At 71.9% G+C, this 19545-nt stretch carries 18 protein-coding genes; 9 read left to right on the plus strand and 9 right to left on the minus strand.

Annotated elements, in window-relative coordinates:
• Positions 1 to 24: 24 nt before the first annotated feature.
• Positions 25 to 516 carry an inorganic diphosphatase gene (locus AB0I06_RS06580; protein WP_003975424.1) on the minus strand — a complete coding sequence of 164 codons (492 nt, stop codon included), beginning with the start codon at positions 514 to 516 and terminating at the stop codon, positions 25 to 27.
• A 79-nt stretch (positions 517 to 595) separates the two neighbouring features.
• Here AB0I06_RS06580 and dacB point away from each other — a divergent pair, with 79 nt between their 5' ends.
• From dacB to AB0I06_RS06615, 7 genes are all read left to right on the plus strand, one after another.
• A complete protein-coding gene (gene dacB / locus AB0I06_RS06585) occupies positions 596 to 2176 on the plus strand; it encodes a D-alanyl-D-alanine carboxypeptidase/D-alanyl-D-alanine-endopeptidase (RefSeq protein WP_363117608.1) in 1581 nt (526 codons plus the stop codon).
• A gap of 433 nt (positions 2177 to 2609) precedes the next feature.
• Positions 2610 to 3737: a zinc-dependent metalloprotease gene (locus AB0I06_RS06590; protein ID WP_363117609.1), complete on the plus strand. Its 1128-nt coding sequence runs from the start codon at positions 2610 to 2612 to the stop codon at positions 3735 to 3737.
• 196 nt (positions 3738 to 3933) lie between these two features.
• The gene (gene tilS / locus AB0I06_RS06595; RefSeq protein WP_363117610.1) at positions 3934 to 4965 is read left to right on the plus strand and encodes a tRNA lysidine(34) synthetase TilS; all 1032 of its coding nucleotides are present in this window, start codon (positions 3934 to 3936) and stop codon (positions 4963 to 4965) included.
• Between the two features lie 62 nt (positions 4966 to 5027).
• On the plus strand, positions 5028 to 5588 hold the full coding sequence (gene hpt, locus AB0I06_RS06600; protein ID WP_363117701.1) for a hypoxanthine phosphoribosyltransferase: 561 nt from the start codon (positions 5028 to 5030) through the stop codon (positions 5586 to 5588).
• Positions 5589 to 5774: 186 nt separating this feature from the next.
• Positions 5775 to 7817, plus strand: a complete 2043-nt coding sequence (ftsH, locus tag AB0I06_RS06605; protein ID WP_363117702.1) for an ATP-dependent zinc metalloprotease FtsH — start codon at positions 5775 to 5777, stop codon at positions 7815 to 7817.
• A 127-nt stretch (positions 7818 to 7944) separates the two neighbouring features.
• Complete coding sequence (folE, locus tag AB0I06_RS06610) at positions 7945 to 8550, plus strand: GTP cyclohydrolase I FolE (protein ID WP_363117611.1); 606 nt, start codon at positions 7945 to 7947, stop codon at positions 8548 to 8550.
• Between the two features lie 64 nt (positions 8551 to 8614).
• A complete protein-coding gene (locus tag AB0I06_RS06615) occupies positions 8615 to 9604 on the plus strand; it encodes a hypothetical protein (protein ID WP_363117612.1) in 990 nt (329 codons plus the stop codon).
• A gap of 11 nt (positions 9605 to 9615) precedes the next feature.
• Here AB0I06_RS06615 and AB0I06_RS06620 read toward each other — a convergent pair whose 3' ends face one another.
• The 6 genes from AB0I06_RS06620 to AB0I06_RS06645 all read right to left on the minus strand — a co-directional run bounded on the left by AB0I06_RS06620 (position 9616) and on the right by AB0I06_RS06645 (position 14666).
• Entirely contained in the window at positions 9616 to 10104 is a 489-nt protein-coding gene (locus tag AB0I06_RS06620; RefSeq protein WP_363117613.1) for a DUF3180 domain-containing protein, read from the minus strand.
• A gap of 59 nt (positions 10105 to 10163) precedes the next feature.
• The gene (gene folK / locus AB0I06_RS06625; RefSeq protein ID WP_363117614.1) at positions 10164 to 10775 is read right to left on the minus strand and encodes a 2-amino-4-hydroxy-6-hydroxymethyldihydropteridine diphosphokinase; all 612 of its coding nucleotides are present in this window, start codon (positions 10773 to 10775) and stop codon (positions 10164 to 10166) included.
• Entirely contained in the window at positions 10772 to 11131 is a 360-nt protein-coding gene (folB, locus tag AB0I06_RS06630; RefSeq protein WP_363117615.1) for a dihydroneopterin aldolase, read from the minus strand. The genes folK and folB overlap by 4 nt, the downstream gene beginning before the upstream one ends.
• A gap of 236 nt (positions 11132 to 11367) precedes the next feature.
• Entirely contained in the window at positions 11368 to 11874 is a 507-nt protein-coding gene (locus AB0I06_RS06635) for a nuclear transport factor 2 family protein (RefSeq protein WP_363117616.1), read from the minus strand.
• Positions 11871 to 12761: a dihydropteroate synthase gene (folP, locus tag AB0I06_RS06640; protein ID WP_363117617.1), complete on the minus strand. Its 891-nt coding sequence runs from the start codon at positions 12759 to 12761 to the stop codon at positions 11871 to 11873. Before folP ends, AB0I06_RS06635 begins: the two co-directional genes overlap by 4 nt.
• A gap of 69 nt (positions 12762 to 12830) precedes the next feature.
• Positions 12831 to 14666: a phosphatidylglycerol lysyltransferase domain-containing protein gene (locus AB0I06_RS06645; protein ID WP_363117618.1), complete on the minus strand. Its 1836-nt coding sequence runs from the start codon at positions 14664 to 14666 to the stop codon at positions 12831 to 12833.
• 231 nt (positions 14667 to 14897) lie between these two features.
• Here AB0I06_RS06645 and AB0I06_RS06650 point away from each other — a divergent pair, with 231 nt between their 5' ends.
• Both AB0I06_RS06650 and AB0I06_RS06655 read left to right on the plus strand, forming a co-directional pair.
• Positions 14898 to 16016: an alpha/beta hydrolase-fold protein gene (locus AB0I06_RS06650; RefSeq protein WP_363117619.1), complete on the plus strand. Its 1119-nt coding sequence runs from the start codon at positions 14898 to 14900 to the stop codon at positions 16014 to 16016.
• 135 nt (positions 16017 to 16151) lie between these two features.
• Complete coding sequence (locus tag AB0I06_RS06655; protein WP_363117620.1) at positions 16152 to 17621, plus strand: hypothetical protein; 1470 nt, start codon at positions 16152 to 16154, stop codon at positions 17619 to 17621.
• A gap of 59 nt (positions 17622 to 17680) precedes the next feature.
• On the opposite strand, the gene AB0I06_RS06660 is transcribed toward AB0I06_RS06655, so the two are convergent.
• The gene (locus AB0I06_RS06660) at positions 17681 to 19015 is read right to left on the minus strand and encodes a PH domain-containing protein (protein ID WP_363117621.1); all 1335 of its coding nucleotides are present in this window, start codon (positions 19013 to 19015) and stop codon (positions 17681 to 17683) included.
• On the minus strand, positions 19012 to 19542 hold the full coding sequence (locus tag AB0I06_RS06665) for a PH domain-containing protein (RefSeq protein ID WP_363117622.1): 531 nt from the start codon (positions 19540 to 19542) through the stop codon (positions 19012 to 19014). Before AB0I06_RS06665 ends, AB0I06_RS06660 begins: the two co-directional genes overlap by 4 nt.
• Between the last annotated feature and the right edge of the window lie 3 nt (positions 19543 to 19545).

Here is a 19545-nt window from a genome sequence, read left to right on the forward strand (position 1 = left end):
CCCGTGAGCACCAAGGGGAGGGGGTCAGTGACCGCCCTGGTCCTTGAATCGCTTGTACGACCGCTCGATCTCGGCCTCGGCCTCGGTGCGGCCCACCCAGTCGGCGCCCTCGACGGACTTGCCCGGCTCCAGGTCCTTGTAGACCTCGAAGAAGTGCTGGATCTCCAGGCGGTCGAACTCCGACACGTGGTGGATGTCCCGCAGGTGCTCCACGCGCGGGTCCGTCGACGGCACGCACAGCAGCTTGTCGTCGCCGCCGGCCTCGTCCGTCATGCGGAACATGCCGATCGCACGGCAGCGGATCAGGCAGCCCGGGAACGTCGGCTCGTCGAGGATGACCAGCGCGTCCAGCGGGTCGCCGTCCTCGCCGAGGGTGTTCTCGACGAAGCCGTAGTCGGTCGGGTAGGCGGTCGAGGTGAAGAGTCGCCGGTCCAGGCGGATACGACCGGTCTCGTGGTCCACCTCGTACTTGTTGCGCGAACCCTTCGGAATCTCGATCGTGACGTCGAACTCCACCGGTGGCTCCTCCATGATCAACACATAGTTCTGGTGGTTAAGTGTCCCTCACGCAGGTGTGTGATCGCGAAAGGGGCTGGTGGTCGTGCCAGAGCTGAGGCCTTGGCGGGCCGCGAGACCGCATGTGGTGCGGCTCGCGGATGCCGTACGACCGCGCCTGGCCCGGGCCGCAGCGGCCACGAAACCACGGCTCGCCCGGCTCGCACCAGCCGGGAAACCGCAGGTCGCGCAGGTCACGCGGCCCTGGCAGTACACCGCGGGGGCCGCCACCGCCGGTCTCGCACTGGCGGCCGGTGTGGTGACCGCCGCCGGTCCCTGGGACTCCTCGGGTCAGCGTACGGCCGAGCGGGACCGGGCAGTGGCACTGGGCCGCCCGGGTGGCACAGATCACGGCAGCGCCCCCGGCGCGCCCGGCCGGCCCCGGCCCGCCCCCAGCGCCGGACCGGTGCTGACCGGCCTCGGCGGCGTCAGCACCGTGAAGTCCGGCCCGGACGGCAAAGCCCTCACCGACGCCCTCACACCGCTGCTGAAGGACCCGGCCCTCGGCCCCCGGCCCGCCGGGGCGGTCGTCGACGTCACCACCGGCAGGCGCCTGTTCGGCAGGACCCCGGACGCCGCGCTCACCCCGGCCTCCACCACGAAGGTCGCCACGGCCGTCGCCGCGCTGTCCGCGATGGGCCCCGACCACCGCCTCACCACCCGCGCCGCGCTGGAACCCGACACGAAGGAAGTCGTCCTGGTCGGCGGCGGCGACCCCACGCTCACGGCCCGCGAGAAGGCCGGGGACTCGGCGAGCCTGCGCACCCTGGCCGCCTCCACGGCCGCCGCCCTCGCCGACCGGGGCGTCCGCGAGGTGACCCTGTCCTACGACACGACCCTCTACGCGGGCGACGAAATGCACCCGATCGGGGTCGACGGCAACATCGCCCGCATCACCCCCCTGATGGCCGACGAGGGCCGCACCGACGACTCGACCAGCGGCCCGGTCGACCGCGTCGAGGACCCGGCGGCGGACGCGGCCCGCCGGTTCGGCGACTTCCTGAAGTCCCACGGCATCAAGGCCACGGCCCCCGGCCCGTCCAAGGCCACGACCCGCGCCCAGACCCTCGCCTCGGTCTCCTCGCCCCCGCTGTCCGCCCTCGTCGAGCGCATGCTGACCAACAGCGACAACGACATCGCCGAGGCCCTGGCCCGGCAGACCGCGATCGCCACGGGCGGCCGGGCCGACTTCGCCGGCGCCGGGAAAGCCGTCAGCGCGCGGCTGCGCAAGCTGGGCCTGCCCCTGAAGGGCGCCGCCTTCAAGGACGGCAGCGGCCTGAACCGCGCCGACCGGCTGTCCCCCGGCCTGCTCACCGCGCTGCTCGCCAAGGCGGCCGACCCCTCCCACCCCGAGCTCCGCCCGGCCCTCACCGGCCTGCCCGTCGCCGGTTTCACCGGCACCCTGACCGGCCGCTACGCGGACGGGGCGGCCGGCGTCGTCCGCGCCAAGACCGGCACCCTCTCGGGCGTGCACGCCCTCGCGGGCACCCTGGTCGACGAGGACGGCCGCCTGCTGGCCTTCGCGTTCATGGCCGCCGACACGGACCCGGGCCGCCGGGCGGCGACCCAGCAGGCCCTGGACCGCATCGCCACGGCCCTGGCGGCATGCGGCTGCAGGTGACGGCGACCCGGTCCCCGACCCCCCACGGCACACCCACCGGCTGCGCGGCCGTCACCGCCTGACCGTCCGGCCCCGGCGCTCCGGCTACCGGAGCAGGTCCGGCCGTGTCTGCTCGGGCCCGGCCGTCGCGGCTGCGGCTACCGGTGGCCCGGCAGGCCATCGGCTGCGCCCGGTTGCCCGGCCGTCGCGGCCTGGCTGTCCAGTTACCGGCTCGGCGTTCCGGCTGCCGGAGTGGGCCCGGCCATGTCTGCCCGGGCCCGGCCGCCGCGGCCACGGCCACCGGCCACCCCGTCGCGCCGCCCCGGGCGGTCGACCGGGCGGGGTGGGACACGGTGGGTGCGGCCGTCGGCACCGGGTGACCGGGAACGGACCCCGCATCACCCCGGCCCTCGCCGCCCTGCCCCAGCGGCGAGCGCTCACGTACGGTTGACGCATGACGAGCATCGGTGGTGCTTCAACCGGCATGGTCGACTGGAATCTCGCGGTCGCGACCGCGACCCGGCTCGTACGGCCGGGCCCCGAGGTCAGTCGCGACGAGGCGAGGGCCGTCGTCGCGGAACTGCGCCGGCACGCCAAGGCATCGGAAGAACACGTCCGCGGATTCACCCGGCTGGGCACCGAGGAGGGGCACGACACCCCCGTCCTCGTCGTCGACCGGGCGGGCTGGATCCGGGCCAACGTCGCCGGCTTCCGGGAAATCCTCAGGCCCCTGCTCGACAAGATGCAGGAACGGCGCGGCGACAGCCCGGGCGGCGCGGTCATGAGCGCCGTCGGCGGCAAGGTCACCGGCGTCGAAGTGGGCATGCTGCTGTCCTTCCTGGCCTCCCGCGTCCTCGGCCAGTACGAGACCTTCGCCCCGGCCACCGGCGACCTGCCGTCCGGGCAGAACGGCGGCGGCCGGCTGCTGCTCGTCGCCCCCAACATCGTGCACGTGGAGCGCGAACTCGACGTCGACCCGCACGACTTCAGGCTCTGGGTGTGCCTCCACGAGGAGACGCACCGCACCCAGTTCACCGCCGTGCCCTGGCTGCGGGACCACCTTGAGGGTGAAATCCAGTCGTTCCTGGGCGAGACCGATGTCGACCCCATGACCGTCCTGGAACGCGTCCGGGAAGCCGCCCAGAGCCTCGCCGGGGGCCGCCCCGAGGGCGAGGAGGACGACGGCGGCCGCTCCCTCGTCGAGATCGTCCAGACCCCCGCCCAGCGCGAGATCCTCGGCCGCCTCACGGCCGTGATGTCCCTGCTGGAGGGCCACGCCGACTTCGTGATGGACGGCGTCGGCCCCTCCGTCGTGCCGTCCGTCGGCGAAATCCGCGAGAAGTTCCAGCAGCGCCGCGCCAAGGGCGCCTCCCGCCTGGACCTCGCCCTGCGCAAGCTGCTCGGCCTGGACGCCAAGCTCCGCCAGTACCGGGACGGCGAACGCTTCGTGCGGGCCGTCGTGGACGAGGTCGGCATGGACGGCTTCAACCGGGTGTGGACCTCGCCCAACACCCTCCCCACCAAGTCGGAGATCGCCAAACCGGCGGACTGGGTCGCGCGGGTGCACCGCAGGGCCGAGTAGTGAACATCGCGGGAAGGTCGTGAAAGGAAACCGGCCGACGGCAGGCGAACGCCCCTCCAATCACCCGTCCGAGGGACCGTGAGGCAGGGGTAGGCGTGCGATGCTCGGGGAACGGCCCGGTTCTGTCACCATCTACACACTCGGCGTGACCGACACGCGGGCTCACCCCCCGATAACTTCATGAAGGGAACCGGACATGGGTCCCCATCCTGCGGTCGCGGCGATACGCCTGGCGGTCCGCCGCGTCCTCCACGACCTCCTCACCGAACACCACCGCGCCCCCGTCGCGGCCCCGCACGCCCCCTCGCACGAGCCCCCGCCGCTCGTGCTCGTGGCGTGCTCCGGCGGCGCCGACTCCATGGCCCTCGCCTCCGCCCTCGCCTTCGAGTCGCCCAAACTCGGCATCAGGGCCGGCGGCATCACCGTCGACCACGGCCTCCAGGCCGGCTCCGACGCCCGCGCCGCCGAAGTCGTCCAGCGCCTGCGCGAGCTCGGCCTCGACCCCGTCGACTCCGTCGCCGTCACCGTGGGCCGCGCCGGCGGGCCCGAAGCCGCCGCCCGCGACGCCCGCTACGCCGCCCTCGACGCGGCCGCCGAACGCCACGGCGCCGCCGCCGTCCTGCTCGGCCACACCCGCGACGACCAGGCCGAAACCGTCCTGCTCGGGCTCGCCCGGGGCTCCGGCACCCGCTCCCTGTCCGGAATGGCCGCGGTCTCGGGGGCCGACGGCCGTTACCGCCGCCCCTTCCTGGAACTCGACCGGCAGACCGCCCGCAAGGCCTGCATGGTCCAGTCCCTGCCCGTCTGGGACGACCCCCACAACGCCGACCCGGCCTACACCCGCTCCCGGCTGCGCCACGAAGGCCTGCCCGCCCTGGAGAAGGCCCTCGGCAAGGGCGTCGTCGAAGCCCTCGCCCGTACGGCCCAGCTCTCCCGCGACGACGCCGACGCCCTCGACTCCTGGGCCTCCCAGGCCGAGGCCACCGTCCGCGACGCCTCAGGGCAGCTGGAGTGCGCCAGGCTCTACGCCCTGCCGCCCGCCGTACGCCGCCGCATCCTGCGCCGGGCCGCCGTCGCGGCCGGGGCACCCGCCGGATCGCTGTTCGCCCGCCACATCGAGGAAATCGACCGGCTGATCACCGGCTGGCGCGGCCAGGGGGCCATCAACCTCCCCGGCAAAGTCGTGGCCCGGCGGCAGGGTGGCAGACTGGTGATTCGGCAAGGCTGAACCACGACCCCTCCCCGCAGTCGCCAGGAGGGGCCGTTCGGCCGGTGGGACGACCGAAAGTGATGCGGGTGGACGCGAAAGACATGGGTGCCGACCTCGAGAAGGTGCTCATCACCAAGGAAGAGATCGACGCCAAGCTGGTCGAGCTGGCAGCGAAGATCGACGCGGAGTACGCGGGCAAGGACCTGCTGATCGTCGGAGTCCTCAAGGGCGCGGTGATGGTCATGGCCGACCTCGCCCGGGCGCTGTCCACCCCCGTCACCATGGACTGGATGGCCGTATCCTCGTACGGGGCGGGCACCCAGTCCTCCGGTGTGGTGCGGATCCTCAAGGACCTCGACACCGACATCAAGGGCAAGCACGTCCTGATCGTCGAAGACATCATCGACTCCGGCCTGACCCTGTCCTGGCTGCTCTCCAACCTCGGCTCGCGCGAGCCCGCCTCCCTCAAGGTGTGCACGCTGCTGCGCAAGCCCGAGGCCGCGAAGGTGGCCATCGACGTGGAATGGGTCGGCTTCGACATCCCCAACGAATTCGTCGTGGGATACGGACTCGACTACGCCGAGAAGTACCGCAACCTCCCGTTCGTCGGTACGCTCGCGCCCCACGTGTACGGCGGCTGAAACCCCGGAAGGGATGCCGTCACGGTGATCGGGAACCCCAGCGGACTTCCCGCCGTTGGAGCATGCGTAGGCGGATCGCCAGCTGTCCCACGCGGCTTCAGGTGACAATGCTGGGGTACCGTCCGAAGAACAGTCTTTATCAAACTCACTATGGCAGGAGGGACGGGGCGGCACCGCTCCGTATGGATGGACGTGAAGCGATACTTCCGTGGGCCGGTCATGTGGATCGTGCTGGCCGTCCTTGCCGTGGTCGTGTTGATGCAGGTCGTCGGCTCGTCCGGCGGCTACAAGACGGTGGACACCGGCCAGATCGTCCAGGCGATCAACCAGAACAAGGTCGAGTCGGCCAAGCTGACCACCGGTGACGAGCAGACCATCAAGGCCACGCTCAAGGACGGCGTAAAGGTCGAGGGCAGCTCGAAGATCCAGGCGAGCTACATCGGCGATCAGGGCGTGGACATCGCCAACACGCTGCAGAACAAGTACCAGGACAAGCAGATCCCGGACGGCTACACCGTCTCGCCGTCCAAGCAGAACCCGTTCATCGGGATGCTGATCTCCTTCCTGCTGCCCCTTGTTCTCATCGTGATCATCTTCCTGTTCCTGATGAATCAGATGCAGGGCGGCGGCTCCCGGGTCATGAACTTCGGGAAGTCCAAGGCCAAGCTCATCACCAAGGACACCCCCAAGACGACCTTCGCCGACGTCGCCGGGTCCGACGAGGCCGTCGAGGAGCTCCACGAGATCAAGGAGTTCCTCCAGGAGCCGGCCAAGTTCCAGGCCGTCGGCGCCAAGATCCCCAAGGGCGTCCTGCTCTACGGGCCTCCCGGCACCGGCAAGACCCTCCTCGCGCGTGCCGTCGCGGGCGAGGCCGGCGTCCCCTTCTACTCGATCTCCGGTTCCGACTTCGTCGAGATGTTCGTCGGTGTCGGTGCCTCCCGTGTCCGTGACCTGTTCGAGCAGGCCAAGGCGAACGCCCCGGCGATCGTCTTCGTCGACGAGATCGACGCCGTCGGCCGTCACCGCGGTGCCGGACTCGGCGGCGGTCACGACGAGCGCGAGCAGACCCTGAACCAGCTGCTCGTCGAGATGGACGGCTTCGACGTCAAGGGCGGCGTGATCCTCATCGCCGCCACGAACCGGCCCGACATCCTCGACCCGGCGCTGCTGCGCCCCGGCCGCTTCGACCGGCAGATCGCCGTCGACCGCCCGGACATGCAGGGCCGTCTGGAGATCCTCAAGGTCCACCAGAAGGGCAAGCCGGTCGCGCCCGACGTCGACCTGTCGGCGATGGCGCGTCGCACGCCAGGTATGACGGGTGCCGATCTGGCCAACGTGCTGAACGAGGCCGCCCTGCTGACGGCCCGCAGCGACAAGAAGCTGATCGACAACCACATGCTGGACGAGGCGATCGACCGTGTGGTCGCGGGCCCGCAGAAGCGGACCCGGATCATGTCGGACAAGGAGAAGAAGATCACCGCGTACCACGAGGGCGGACACGCCCTGGTCGCGGCGGCCTCACCGAACTCCGACCCCGTCCACAAGATCACGATCCTGTCGCGCGGCCGTGCCCTCGGCTACACGATGGTGCTGCCGGACGAGGACAAGTACTCGACCACGCGCAACGAGATGCTCGACCAGCTGGCGTACATGCTGGGCGGCCGCGCGGCCGAGGAGCTCGTCTTCCACGACCCGACCACGGGTGCCGCCAACGACATCGAGAAGGCCACCGGCCTGGCCCGCGCCATGGTCACGCAGTACGGCATGACCGAGCGTCTCGGCGCGATCAAGTTCGGCGGCGACAACACCGAGCCCTTCCTCGGCCGTGAGATGTCTCACCAGCGCGACTACTCGGAAGAGATCGCCGCGCTCGTGGACGAAGAGGTCAAGAAGCTCATCGAGACGGCGCACAACGAGGCCTGGGAGATCCTGGTCGAGAACCGCGACGTCCTCGACAACCTCGTGCTGCAGCTGCTGGAGAAGGAGACGCTGGGCAAGGAGGAGATCGCCGAGATCTTCGCCCCGATCGTCAAGCGTCCGCCCAGGCCCGCCTGGACCGGATCCTCCCGCCGCACGCCGTCCACCCGTCCGCCGGTGCTCTCCCCCAAGGAGCTGGCCCTGACGAACGGCGCGAACGGCGCGACGCCGGCCATCTCCACCGCGAAGAGCACCGCGGCGGAGCCCACCCCGGCGCCCGAGCCGACCCCGGAGGAACGCCCCGAGGGCTGACCCGGGCCCCCAAAGGCCCCGCCGCCCCCGGAATGGATGCCGCGCCCCCCAGGTTTTAGCCTGGGGGGCGCGGCTTTTCGCCATTTCCGCAGGCCGCTCCGTGAAGGACACAGGAACGAGGCACCACATGACCGACCCCGTGACGCTGGACGGCGACGGCCGGATCGGCGAGTTCGACGAGAAGCGCGCCGAGAACGCCGTCCGCGAGCTCCTGATCGCGGTCGGTGAGGACCCGGACCGCGAGGGCCTCCGGGAGACGCCGGCACGGGTGGCGCGGGCGTATCGCGAGCTGCTGGCAGGGCTGCGGCAGGAGCCCGAGGATGTTCTGACGACGACGTTCGATCTGGGGCACGACGAGATGGTCCTGGTCAAGGACATCGAGATCGTGAGCCTCTGTGAACATCACCTGCTGCCGTTCCACGGCGTTGCTCATGTCGGCTACATCCCGGCGGAGACCGGCAAGATCACCGGTCTGTCGAAGCTGGCCCGTCTCGTCGAGGTGTTCGCCCGGCGTCCGCAGGTGCAGGAACGACTCACCACCCAGATCGCCGACTCCCTGATGAAGATCCTCGAAGCGCGGGGCGCCATCGTCGTGATCGAGGCGGAGCACATGTGCATGTCCGTGCGCGGCATCCGCAAGCCGGGGGCCAAGACCACGACATCGGCGGTCCGAGGCCAGCTTCGGGACGCTACGACCCGGTCCGAGGCGATGAGTCTGATACTGGCGCGCTGAACCCACTGTCAGTACTGCCCGATATCGTCCCTGATCGGTGATTCATAACTGATCGGGGGGCGCGGTGGGATACGGGCTGCCGAGTCGGCAGACGGTGAACGTCGTCGGTGGCCGTCAGCAGGCGCGGAGCGTTCAGGTGGGCTGCCGTCTGTGGACCTTGGACGAGGGGCGCACGGTCCCCACGACGGTCACCGGCGTCTCGACCGCCCAGGCGCGTGAAGTCGTCGACGTGGTGACAGATCACCTGACGTTCGCAGTGTCCCCAGATCAGATGCTGGGCACGCCGGACGGGTGGGTTCACGCCCGAGATGCCGAGGGGACCGTCCTGGCTTGGACACCTGCGCGGAAGTTGTGCCGCGAGCGGTTGACGATCAAGTCGGGATATGAGTTCGGCTACTTCATCGGCGCCACGTGTTCTGACGGAACAGTCGGTAGGAACTACGTCTCACTTGTGGTCAACGACGAGGGTTTCGCTTCTCGCTATGCGGCTTGCCTGGCGTCTGCGACCGGGCTGCCTGCCCGGCTGCAAGCGGTGTCACGGCCGTCCGGCTACCTTCAGCGTGACGTCCCTGGTTTTCGCGTACGCGTGGTCTCGTCGTACTTGGCGGATCTTGTGAGGCAATACGTGGGCGGGGACGCGCACCATATGAGGCAGCGGTTCCCTCGCGTTGTCCTCCGGGACAGGGAGACGTTCGAGGGTTTTCTGGACGGGTATGTGGACGGCGACGGATTCAGGCCCAAGAACTGGTCCGGGCGCTTGCTGGTCAGTGCCAATGTGCCGTTCCTCGCGGAACTGGCCAAAGTGGTCGGTGCCCGCTTCACCCCCCGTCCCCGAGCGTCTGCCGCACATCTCGTCGTGACCGACAGCTGGCCCGCACGAGGAACGTTCAGGTCCGAACGGCACCCCTTGCAGCTTCGGGAGTCCGGGTGGGTTCAGGTGCGTGAGGTGCGGCGGCGGGCGACTGCGAACAAGCCGTTCACCCTTTACCGCTACCGCCTCCACCCCTACCCGGGTTTCCTGATCAACGGGCATCTCGCCCGGCAGCCCTGGTGAGCCCGGGTGGGTCACACCGTCGGGGCAACCCCCGTGCCGTCGTTCTCGTCGTCCTCCGGGAGTTTGCAGACGCGCTCCAGGAAGAGGGCGGCCGCTATGACGGCGATGCCCGCGAGGACCGAGAGGCCGGCGTAGATGGCCTGGTCGCGGCGGGCGGGGATCTCCAGGTACTCCAGGAGGAAGACGCCGGTGCCGCCGTACATGCCGGCCACGAGGGCGGCGACCAGGGCGCTGGCGTGGCCGAAGACGACGGCTCGGGCGGCCATGAGGGGGTCGACGCCCTTGGCGTCCGGAAGCCGCTCGCGCTGGGCCTTGAGGCGGGCGCGGATCGAGAGCGCCGTGGCCAGCAGGACCACGGCGATCGCGGCGAGGACGATGGGGGCGGGCAGGGGGACGCTGGGGAGCGTTCCGATCGAGTTCCACAGGCGGGCGCCCGCCCAGGACAGGACAGCGGCCACGGCGAAGACGCCGGCCAGCACCCGGATACGCAGCTCTCTCACGGTGTCCCTTCGGTTCCCCCGGCTTCCGGCCCGGTTCGCGGCCGTCTTGACCTTAACGGCTACTCGGGCAGCCGGAGTTCCAGGTCCTCGCGGGGTGTCACGCCCTCGCGGGTGACGGCCTCCAGCAGACCGGCGACCGGGCCGTGGCCGGGCAGCTGCGCCTCGGGGTCCAGGTCGTGCCAGGGGGCCAGGACGAAGGCGCGTTCATGGGCGCGGGGGTGGGGGAGGGTGAGCCGCGGGTCGTCGGAGACGACATCGGCGTAGGAGACGATGTCGACGTCGAGGGTGCGGGGGCCCCAGTGCTCGTCCCGGACGCGGTGGAAGGCCTCCTCGACCGCGTGCGCGCGCTCCAGGAGCGAGGAGGGCGGGAGGGTGGTCTTGAGGACCACGACGGCGTTGAAGTAGGCGGGCTGGCTGCCGGGATCGACGCCCCAGGGCTCGGTCTCGTAGACCGGGGAGACGCCCTTGACGCGGACGCCGGGCGTGTCCCCGAGGGCGTCCACGGCTCCCTGGAGGGTCTCCAGGCGGTTGCCGAGGTTGGAGCCGAGGGCGACCACGGCCCGTTTCGGGTTGGACAGGGTCGTGTCGGCGGCGTCGACCTTCTCGACGACGGAAGCGGGCACCGGCTGGACGGTCGGGTCGGTCGGGCCCTGGATGAAAGGCGCGGTCATGCTCGGCTCCGGGTGATGGTGACGGTCACGTCGTCGAAGGGGACGGTGATCGGGGCCTCCGGCTTGTGGACGCAGACCTCGACCTCCTGGACCGCCTCGTGCTTCAGACAGACCTGGGCGATGCGCTCGGCGAGCGTCTCGACGAGGTCGACGGGCTCGCCCTGGACGACGGCCACGACCTCCTCCGCCACGATGCCGTAGTGCACGGTCTTCGCCAGGTCGTCGTCGGCCGCGGCCGGGCGGGTGTCCAGGCCGAGGACGAGGTCCACGACGAAGGTCTGGCCCTCCTCGCGTTCCTTCGGGAACACCCCGTGGTGCCCGCGGGCCTTCAGGCCGCGCAGCGCGACACGATCCACGCGAATCACTCCTGCAATCGTCGGTCAGGGCCGGTCGGTGCCGGGTGCGGCCGGCACCCCGGCCTCGGTCGAATCTACCTGCGAGCACGGGCGGGGCCGGGCCATGGGGTGGGGGCCTCGGCCGGATCCGTCAGGATTCACCGGGCGTTCGTCCGGGGGAACCCGCCGGCTCACGGGCTGGTAGCCGCCCCTACCCGTGGGGTGGTGTTTCCAACCACTTCCTGGCGCGTACCCACTCAGGTGGGGGTGTCGTCCTGCTCGTCCTCGTCGGTTTCGGCGAGGACGGGGGAAGCGTGGTGCGACCAGAGTTTCCACCCCTGGGGCGTGCGCCGGAACACATTGGTGGCGACCACGAGCTGCCCGACGAGGGGGCCGAGTTCCTCGTCGGCGCCCTCGGGGGCGGGGCCGCCGCTGAGGATGTTCTCGGTGCAGTTCACCAGGGCGGTGTCGCCGGTGACCGAGACGTGCACGTCGGTCAGGAAGAACTGGATGTAGTCGGTGTTCGCCATGATCAGCGCGTACGACCTGAGGACCTCGCCGCGGCCGGTCAGCACGGGCCAGCCGGGGTGCACGCAGGAGACCACGCCGGTGTCGGCGGGGTCGTGGTAGGTCTCGTCGACGCCCAGGTCGGAGGGGGTCAGCCAGAGGGAGGCCAGCTCCTCGAAGTCACCTTGCTCGAGTGCCTCGTAGAAGGCGGTGTTGGCGGCCTCGACCTGTTCGACGTCGGTGTGGGGGGCGCTCACCGGGCTCCTTCCGCGCCGGTGTGCGTCCCGCGCGCTCCCGCGATGGCGCGGGCGACCCGGACCGCGTCCGCGGTGGCGCGCACCTCGTGGACGCGGACCGCCCATGCGCCGGCGTGCGCCGCGAGCGCGGACACGGCGGCGGTGGCGGCGTCGCGTTCGCGTGCGGGCGGTGGCGGGCCGTCGGGGGCGGCCAGGACCCGGCCGAGGAAGCGCTTGCGGGAGGCGGCGACGAGCAGCGGATGTCCGAGGCCGAGGACCCGGTCGAGGCCGGCGAGGAGGGCGAGGTCGTGCTCGGCGTCCTTGGAGAAGCCCAGGCCGGGGTCGACGACGACACGGTCGGGGGCGATGCCGCCGGCCAGGACGGCCTCCACGCGCGCGTGCAGTTCGTCGACGACTTCGGTGACGACGTCGGTGTACTCGCCTCGGACGTTGCCGCCCTGGAGGAAGCCGCGCCAGTGCATGACGACGAAGGGGGTTCCGGCGTCGGCGACGGCCGGGATCATGCGGGGGTCGGCCAGGCCGCCGCTGACGTCGTTGACGAGGGCGGCACCGGCCGCGAGGGCCCGTTCGGCGACGGAGGCGCGCATGGTGTCGACGGACACCGTGACGCCCTCGGAGGCCAGACCGCGCACGACGGGGACGACACGGCGCAGCTCCTCGGCCTCGTCGACCCGGGTGGCTCCGGGGCGGGTGGACTCGCCGCCGACGTCGACCAGGTCCGCGCCCTCGGTGACCAGGTCGAGGCCGCGTTTGACGGCGGCCGTGGTGTCGAAGAAGCGGCCGCCGTCGGAGAAGGAGTCGGGGGTGACGTTCACGACACCCATGACCGCGCAGCGGTCCCATTCGGGTAGGCCCGCCACGCGCCCGCGTCCGCTCTGGTTGCTCATATGGTCAGCGTAGGCCCCGGCGGGGGCCGCCCGGCGCTGCGGCCCGGGGCGACGCCCCCCGGGGGCGGGTCATGCCGCCCGGACGTCGCGTTCGGCCGTGGTGGCGTGGGCGCAGGGGCGGGAGGTGGTGGCGCGCCGGGGGCGCAGGAAGCGCGGCAGGGGGAGGGCGAGGTTGACGAAGCCCTCGGCCTGCATGGCGGCGAAGCCGATGCGGGGCAGGTCGGCGGAGGCGCGGTAGACGACGAAGCGCGGCTCCCAGCGCGGCTGGAACTTGGCGTTGAACTTGTACAGGGACTCGATCTGGAACCAGCGGGAGAGGAAGACCAGCAGTCCGCGCCAGGCGCGCAGCACCGGTCCGGCCCCGATCTTCTCGCCGCGGGCCAGCGCCGCGCGGAACATGGCGAAGTTGAGGGAGACGCGGGCGATGCCGAGCTTGGGGGCGGCCTGGAGGGCGGCCACGATGAGCAGCTCGTTCATGCCGGGGTCGGCGGAGCGGTCGCGGCGCATCAGGTCCAGGGAGACACCGTCGGTGCCCCAGGGCACGAAGTGCAGGATCGCCTTCAGGTCGCCGTAGGGGCCGGGGTGCTCGTCCTGCTTGTGGGCGGTGGCGATGAGGCAGTCGCCGTCGGCGGGGTCGCCGACGCGGCCCAGGGCCATGGAGAAGCCGCGTTCGGTGTCGGTGCCGCGCCAGTCGTCGGCGGCCTGGCGGATGCGCTCCAGTTCGGTTTCGCCGAGGTCACGGACACGTCGTACCCGGGTTTCGTAACCGGCGCGCTCGATGCGCTTGACCATCTGGCGCACATTGCGCATCGCGCGGCCGGCGAGGGAGAAATCCGCGACGTCCACCACCGCCTCGTCACCCAGTTCGAGGGCGTCGAGCCCGGTCTCGCGGGTCCACACCTCGCCGCCGGTCTCGGAGCAGCCCATGACGGCGGGGGTCCAGGAGTGGGCCTTGGCCTCGTCCATGAACCGTTCGATGGCGCCGGGCCAGGCCTCGACGTCGCCGATCGGGTCGCCGCTGGCGAGCATCACGCCGGAGACGACGCGGTAGGTGACCGCCGCCTTGCCGCTGGGGGAGAAGACGACGGCCTTGTCGCGGCGCAGGGCGAAGTGGCCGAGGGAGTCGCGGCGTCCGTGCTTGTCCAGCAGGGCGCGCAGCCGGGCCTCGTCCTCCTCGGTGAGCTGTGCGGCCGGGTGCTCGGGGCGGAAGGCCAGGTAGATGGTGGTGACGGCGGTGAGCAGACCGAGGGCGCCGAGGGAGAAGGCGACGGTCCAGGAGGTGTTGCCCTGGTAGTCGACGGGGCCCTCGAAGCCGAACAGGCCGTAGATGACGTGGGTGATGCGGTCGGCGAGGCTGGGGTCGCCGACGATGCGCTCGCCGTGGACGCTGACGATGAGCAGCCCGAGCAGCAGCGAACCGGCGCTCATGAGCACGAAGTTGGCCAGCGCCCGCCAGCGGCTGCGCGGGTCGGGCAGGGCGTTGAACTGGTCGCGGTGGCGCAGCAGGGGCGCCAGCAGGGCCAGCGAGATCAGCATGCCCACCAGTGAGTGCCGGTAGGTGAACTGCGCGACGGCCCCGGCGGGCAGGAGCGCCACGGCGGCCCGCCAGGCCCGGCGCTTGCCGCGCTTGAGGCCGTGCGCGAGCAGCAGCAACAGCACGCCGGTGCTGAGCGACAGGGCGGCCGCGAACGGGCCGAGGGCGCCGGGCAGGACCTCGGCGATGGCGTGCATCCGGCTGTGCCGGAAGCGGGGGAAGACGCCCGCGGCGATGTCCAGGACGCCCACCAGGGCGCAGGCTCTGCCGACGAGGGCGGGGACGGCCTCGGGGCGTGGCCCGCTCAGTATCCGGTTCATCCGGCCCGGGCCGGCCGTGCCGCTGAAGCGACGCGGAACCTCGCCCGACATTTCCTCATCTGTCCTGACAGACATCGCATCCCGTAGTTCTGCGAGAGACCTTGGATCCGGTGCCGATTCGGGCATCCGGCGACATTGCGCCCTCTAGGACGGTGTCTCGGGGGGAGAGGTTCACTCCCCACGTCAAAGCCGTATCAAAGGCCGAGGAAAGTCCGGGACAAGCCCGTGCGAAGGTGTGATCGCGGGCGGGCCGGGCGGAGAGTGCGCACAGGTGACCGACCCATGGGTCTGACAAGCGAAAAGGTGCTGGTGCTGGCGGTGGCGTCGGCGGTGCTGCTGTTCGTGGGCACGGTCTGGCTGTGGCCACGGCTGGCCCGGCGCACCTGGCGTGCCGTGGGCGGGCGCGTGGGTCTGCTGCTGGGCACCCAGCTGGCGCTGTTCGCCGCGGTGGGCCTCGCCGCCAACCAGTCCTTCGGTTTCTACGCGAGCTGGGCGGACCTGTTCGGGCAGGAGAAGGACCAGGGCGTGGTCGTCGACCACACGCCGGGCGGCGGCCCGCTGGAGGTGGTCGCCTCGCGCCGGGTGCCGGGGGCGGCCGGGGCGCTGCCCCGGACCGGTGGCCGGGTCCAGCAGGTCGACATCGTGGGCCGGACGACCCACATAGCCACGCCCGCGTACGTCTATCTGCCGCCGGAGTACTTCCAGCCGCGGTACCGCACCCACCGGTTCCCGGCGGCCGTCGTGCTGACGGGGTATCCGGGTACGGCGTCGGCGCTGGTGGAGAAGCTGCACTATCCGCGTACGGCTCTGGAGCTGGCCCGGGAGGGCCGGGCGAAGCCGATGATCCTGGTGATGCTGCGGCCGACGGTGGCGCCGCCCCGGGACACGGAGTGCGTCGACATCCCGGGCGGGCCGCAGACCGAGTCGTTCTTCGCGAGGGATCTCCCCGACGCGTTGCGCACGCACTACAGGGTGGCCGAAAAGCCCGGCGGTCTGGGCATCATCGGCAACTCCACGGGCGGCTACTGCGCGTTGAAGATCGCCTTGCACCATCCCGATGTGTACGCGGCCGGGGCGGGCTTGTCGGCGTACTACAAGGCGCCGATCGACGCCACGACGGGTGATCTCTTCCAGGGCGACAAGGGGTTGCGCAATCGCGCCGATCTGGAGTGGTACCTCGCGCACATGCCCGCCCCCGATACGTCCCTGCTGGTCAGCAGCAGCAAGCGGGGAGAGAGCAACTACAAGGACACGCTCCGGTTCATCGAGGGGGTGGAGCGCGGTGGGAAGACGCGGATCTCGTCGATCATCCTGGAAAGCGGCGGGCACAACTTCAACACCTGGCGGCGCGAGATTCCGGCGGCGCTGGAGTGGATGAGCGAGCGGCTGAGCCGCCCCTGAAAATGATCTTGGGAATTGCTTGAGCGATCCATTCCGCTTCTTGTCGAGATCTGATGCCGTGTGAAGGTTTCGGTGTGGCTTTGTTTTTGCGGGGTGGGTCACCATGATTCGCCTACGCGCGGTAAGTTTCTGGCCATGCCACGTGGACGTCATCGCCATTCCCCGCCCCTGCACAGGCTGCTGCCCCCGTCGGCGATCGCGGGCGTCTCCCTCGTCTGCGCCCTGGGGCCTTGGTTGTTCACGGAGCCGATGGTGCTCCGCGGTCTGGCCGCGGCGGCCGCGGCGACGGCGGTCATCGGGGCGATCGTGCTGCGCCGTTGGGACACCCAGGCGGGCAAGCGCGTCGCCGACCTCACGCGCGCGCGGGCGAGCGACGAGTGGCGCTTCGAGGAGCGGGTCGCCGAACTGGAGGCCGACCTCGAGGAGTCGCGGGAGCTGCGCGGCAAGCTGGAGCAGCGGCTGCGCGCCAAGCGCACGGAACTGGCCGGGCTGCGCAACGAGCACGCCGCGCTGCTGCGCCGGTACGCCACGGCGGAGACCGAGCGCGCGAGCGTCCTGGAGGAACGCCGGGTGCTCGAGATAGAGGCGACGGTTCCGGCGCGGGCCGCGCTGCCGGCGGGGGTGTCGGAGGCGGCCGGGGCTTCGCCCGTACGGGACGGGGCGCCCGAGGCGCTCGCCGTCGAGGAGGAGCCCGCGGTTCCCGCCGTGTTCTCGCCCGAGGGTTCCCGGCTTTTCCTGCGGGCCGCTGCCGCGCTCGCCCGGTTCGACGGTGCGACCGTCCCGGACCCGGACGGCGGTGGTGACGGCGACGGCGACGGCGTGCCGGAGGGTGAGGACGCCGAGTCCGCGCGGGAGCCGCGGCCGGAGCAGACGGAGCAGGAGGAACGGCGCGAGCAGGCGCCGGAGGACGAGGCGGCACGGGAACGGTCCGAGGCGGCCGACGGACACGACCGCGCGAGGGCCGCGACGTCCGTGCGGGGCGACGGGACCTCGGCGCCGGGCGGTGCGGCTTCCGTGCGCGGCGGTGCGGTTTCCGGCGAGGCTTCCGCGCGAGGCGGTGCGGCTTCCGGCGAGGCCCCCGCGCGGGATGGCAAGGCTTCCGTGCCGGGCGGCGGGGCCTTCGCGCCGCGCGGTGCGGCCTCGGTTCCGGGCGGCGGCACCTCCGCCCCGCTCGCGGACACCTCCGCACCGGCCGTCGACACCTCCGCCCCGGCCGCGGACACCCCCCTTCGGGGCGGCGAGTCCGGTCGGCTCCAGGAGGCCGCGCGGCGCGAGCAGTCCGCGGGGCGGGACGGCCACTACGCCGTGCCGACCGCCGTGGCCGTCCCGCCGCAGGTACCGGCCCGGCGCCCGCTGACCGAGGGCGGGTTCGACTTCTTCGGCACCAAGGCGGGCACCACGCGCGCCGCCCTGGAGGCCGTGCAGAACGAGGACCTCGCCGATGTCGTCGGCCAGGAGGCGCTCGCCCTGCACAAGGCCGAGGCCGAGGCCCGGTACAAGCCGGCCGACGAGGAGTCGCGCGGCATCGGCCAGGTCATCGACCTGACGGCGCACGACGAGACCGAGCAGATCGACGTCCAGACACTGCGCAGCGCGGTGTCCTGACGCCGGTGCGGACCCAGGGCCCCTCGGCTACGGCCGGGGGGCCCTCGGCGTGCGGCCGGTCATGCCATCCAGCGGTCCGGCCGCGCGTCCCTGCGCCCCGTCCGGGACCGCTCCGCCTGGGAGGCCAGCAGTTCGCGTGCCTCCCCGGCCTCCCGCAGCCGGGCCCGCACCGTCTTGTTCGCGCCCGTGTCCACACACACGTCGGCGAGGCCCCGGGCCCGCTCCCACGGCCCCTGCGTCAGCCGTACGCTCTGCACCTTGGCGTGCGGCACCAGCGCCAGGCTCCGCCGCAGCAGTCCCGAGCGGGAGGCGAACACCGCGTCCGTGACGGCGAGTTTGTAGCCACGCCACCACAACGGCACGCACCAGCGGGCGACTCGCGGCGCCGGCGACAGGGCCGAGGCGGGCGGCACGCTCACCCCGGGCAGCACGCGCGCGACGACGTCCGCGGCGATCTCGCGCGGAGCGACCGGCACCAGCACGGAGTTGGACGAGCCCGCCACGTCCAGTTCCACCCGCACCCAGCCGCGCCGCCGCCACAGCAGCGGTTCCACGATCCGCACGGTCTGGACGCGGCCCGGCGGCACCGTCTCGTGCGCCCGGTCCAGCAGCCCGTGATCGATGCGCAGCCCGTCGGGCGACTCACCCACCGTCCAGTCGTACTCGGCGACGAACCGCCCCACGCTGCTCGCGCCCGCCGCGCCCAGCAGCGGCAGGGCGACCGCGAGGACCGTCCACAGGCTGTGGGTGAGCAGCCACAGCACCGGCGGGACGACGAGCGCCGCGGCCAGCGACATCCAGGTCGCGCCCGTCAGCACCAGCGACAGGGCGAGCACCCCGGGCGGCACCCGCAGCAGCTGCCGGGCCGGGGCCTCCCCGACCTCGTGCGCGGTCTCCGGGGCGAAACCGGCGGCCCGGGCGAGCAGTTCGGCCCGCAGCGACCGGGCCTCGTCCGCGCCGAGAAAGGCCAGTTCGTCCTTCTTGTCGGTGCCTATGACGTCGAGTTTGAGCTTGGAGACACCCGCGACCCGGGCCAGCAGCGGCTGGGTGATGTCGATGGCCTGGATCCGCTCCAGCCGGATGTGCGCGGTGCGCCGGAAGACGAGCCCGGTACGGATGCGCAGTTCGCTCTCGGTCACCGCGAAGTGCGTGAACCACCAGGAGCAGAAGCCGTACAGCGCGGCGGCCGGGACGAGCACGGCGAGGCCGATCAGCAGGGTGGTCGTGGTGAGCCGGGCCAGATGGCGCTGCGCCCCGTCGGGGTCGTGCACGGCCCAGCCGATGATCACGGCGACCGGCGCCCAGGCGCGGCGCAGCGGGGTGACGGGGTGCAGCCGCCGCTCGACGACCTCGGCGACGGCCCGCTGGGCCTCGGCGGCCCCGGGCGCCGTCACAGCCCCGCCGATCGGGCCTCGCCCAGCTCGGTGAGCCGGTCGCGCAGCCGCTCCGCCTCGGCCGGGTCCAGTCCCGGGATGGTCGCGTCGGTGGCCGCGGCGGCCGTGTGCAACTGCACGCTGGCCAGCCCGAAGTGCCGCTCGACGGGCCCGGAGGTGACCTCGACCAGCTGCATCCGCCCGTACGGCACGACCGTCTCCTCGCGCCACAGCACGCCCCGGCTGATCAGCAGGTCGTCGGCCCGCTCGGCGTACCGCCAGGAACGCCAGTTGCGCTCGGTCATCACCCAGCCCCAGGCCATCAGCGCCAGCGGCGGCAGCGCGAAGGCGGCCCAGGCGGGTCCGGCCAGCAGCCCCGGCAGCAGCCCGGCGGCCAGGGCGATCAGCCCGAGCCACACCACCAGCAGCAGCCGGCGCATCCTCAGCAGGCCGGGCGGCAGTCCGGTCCACACCGGCTCGTCACCGGCCGCCTCGATCGTGCCCCGTGGCCCGTCCGGCCCCACCTCGTGCGGACTCCCCGTATCCATGGG

Origin of the sequence: Streptomyces sp. NPDC050674 (assembly GCF_040654575.1) — a bacterium.
GTDB lineage: Bacteria > Actinomycetota > Actinomycetes > Streptomycetales > Streptomycetaceae > Streptomyces.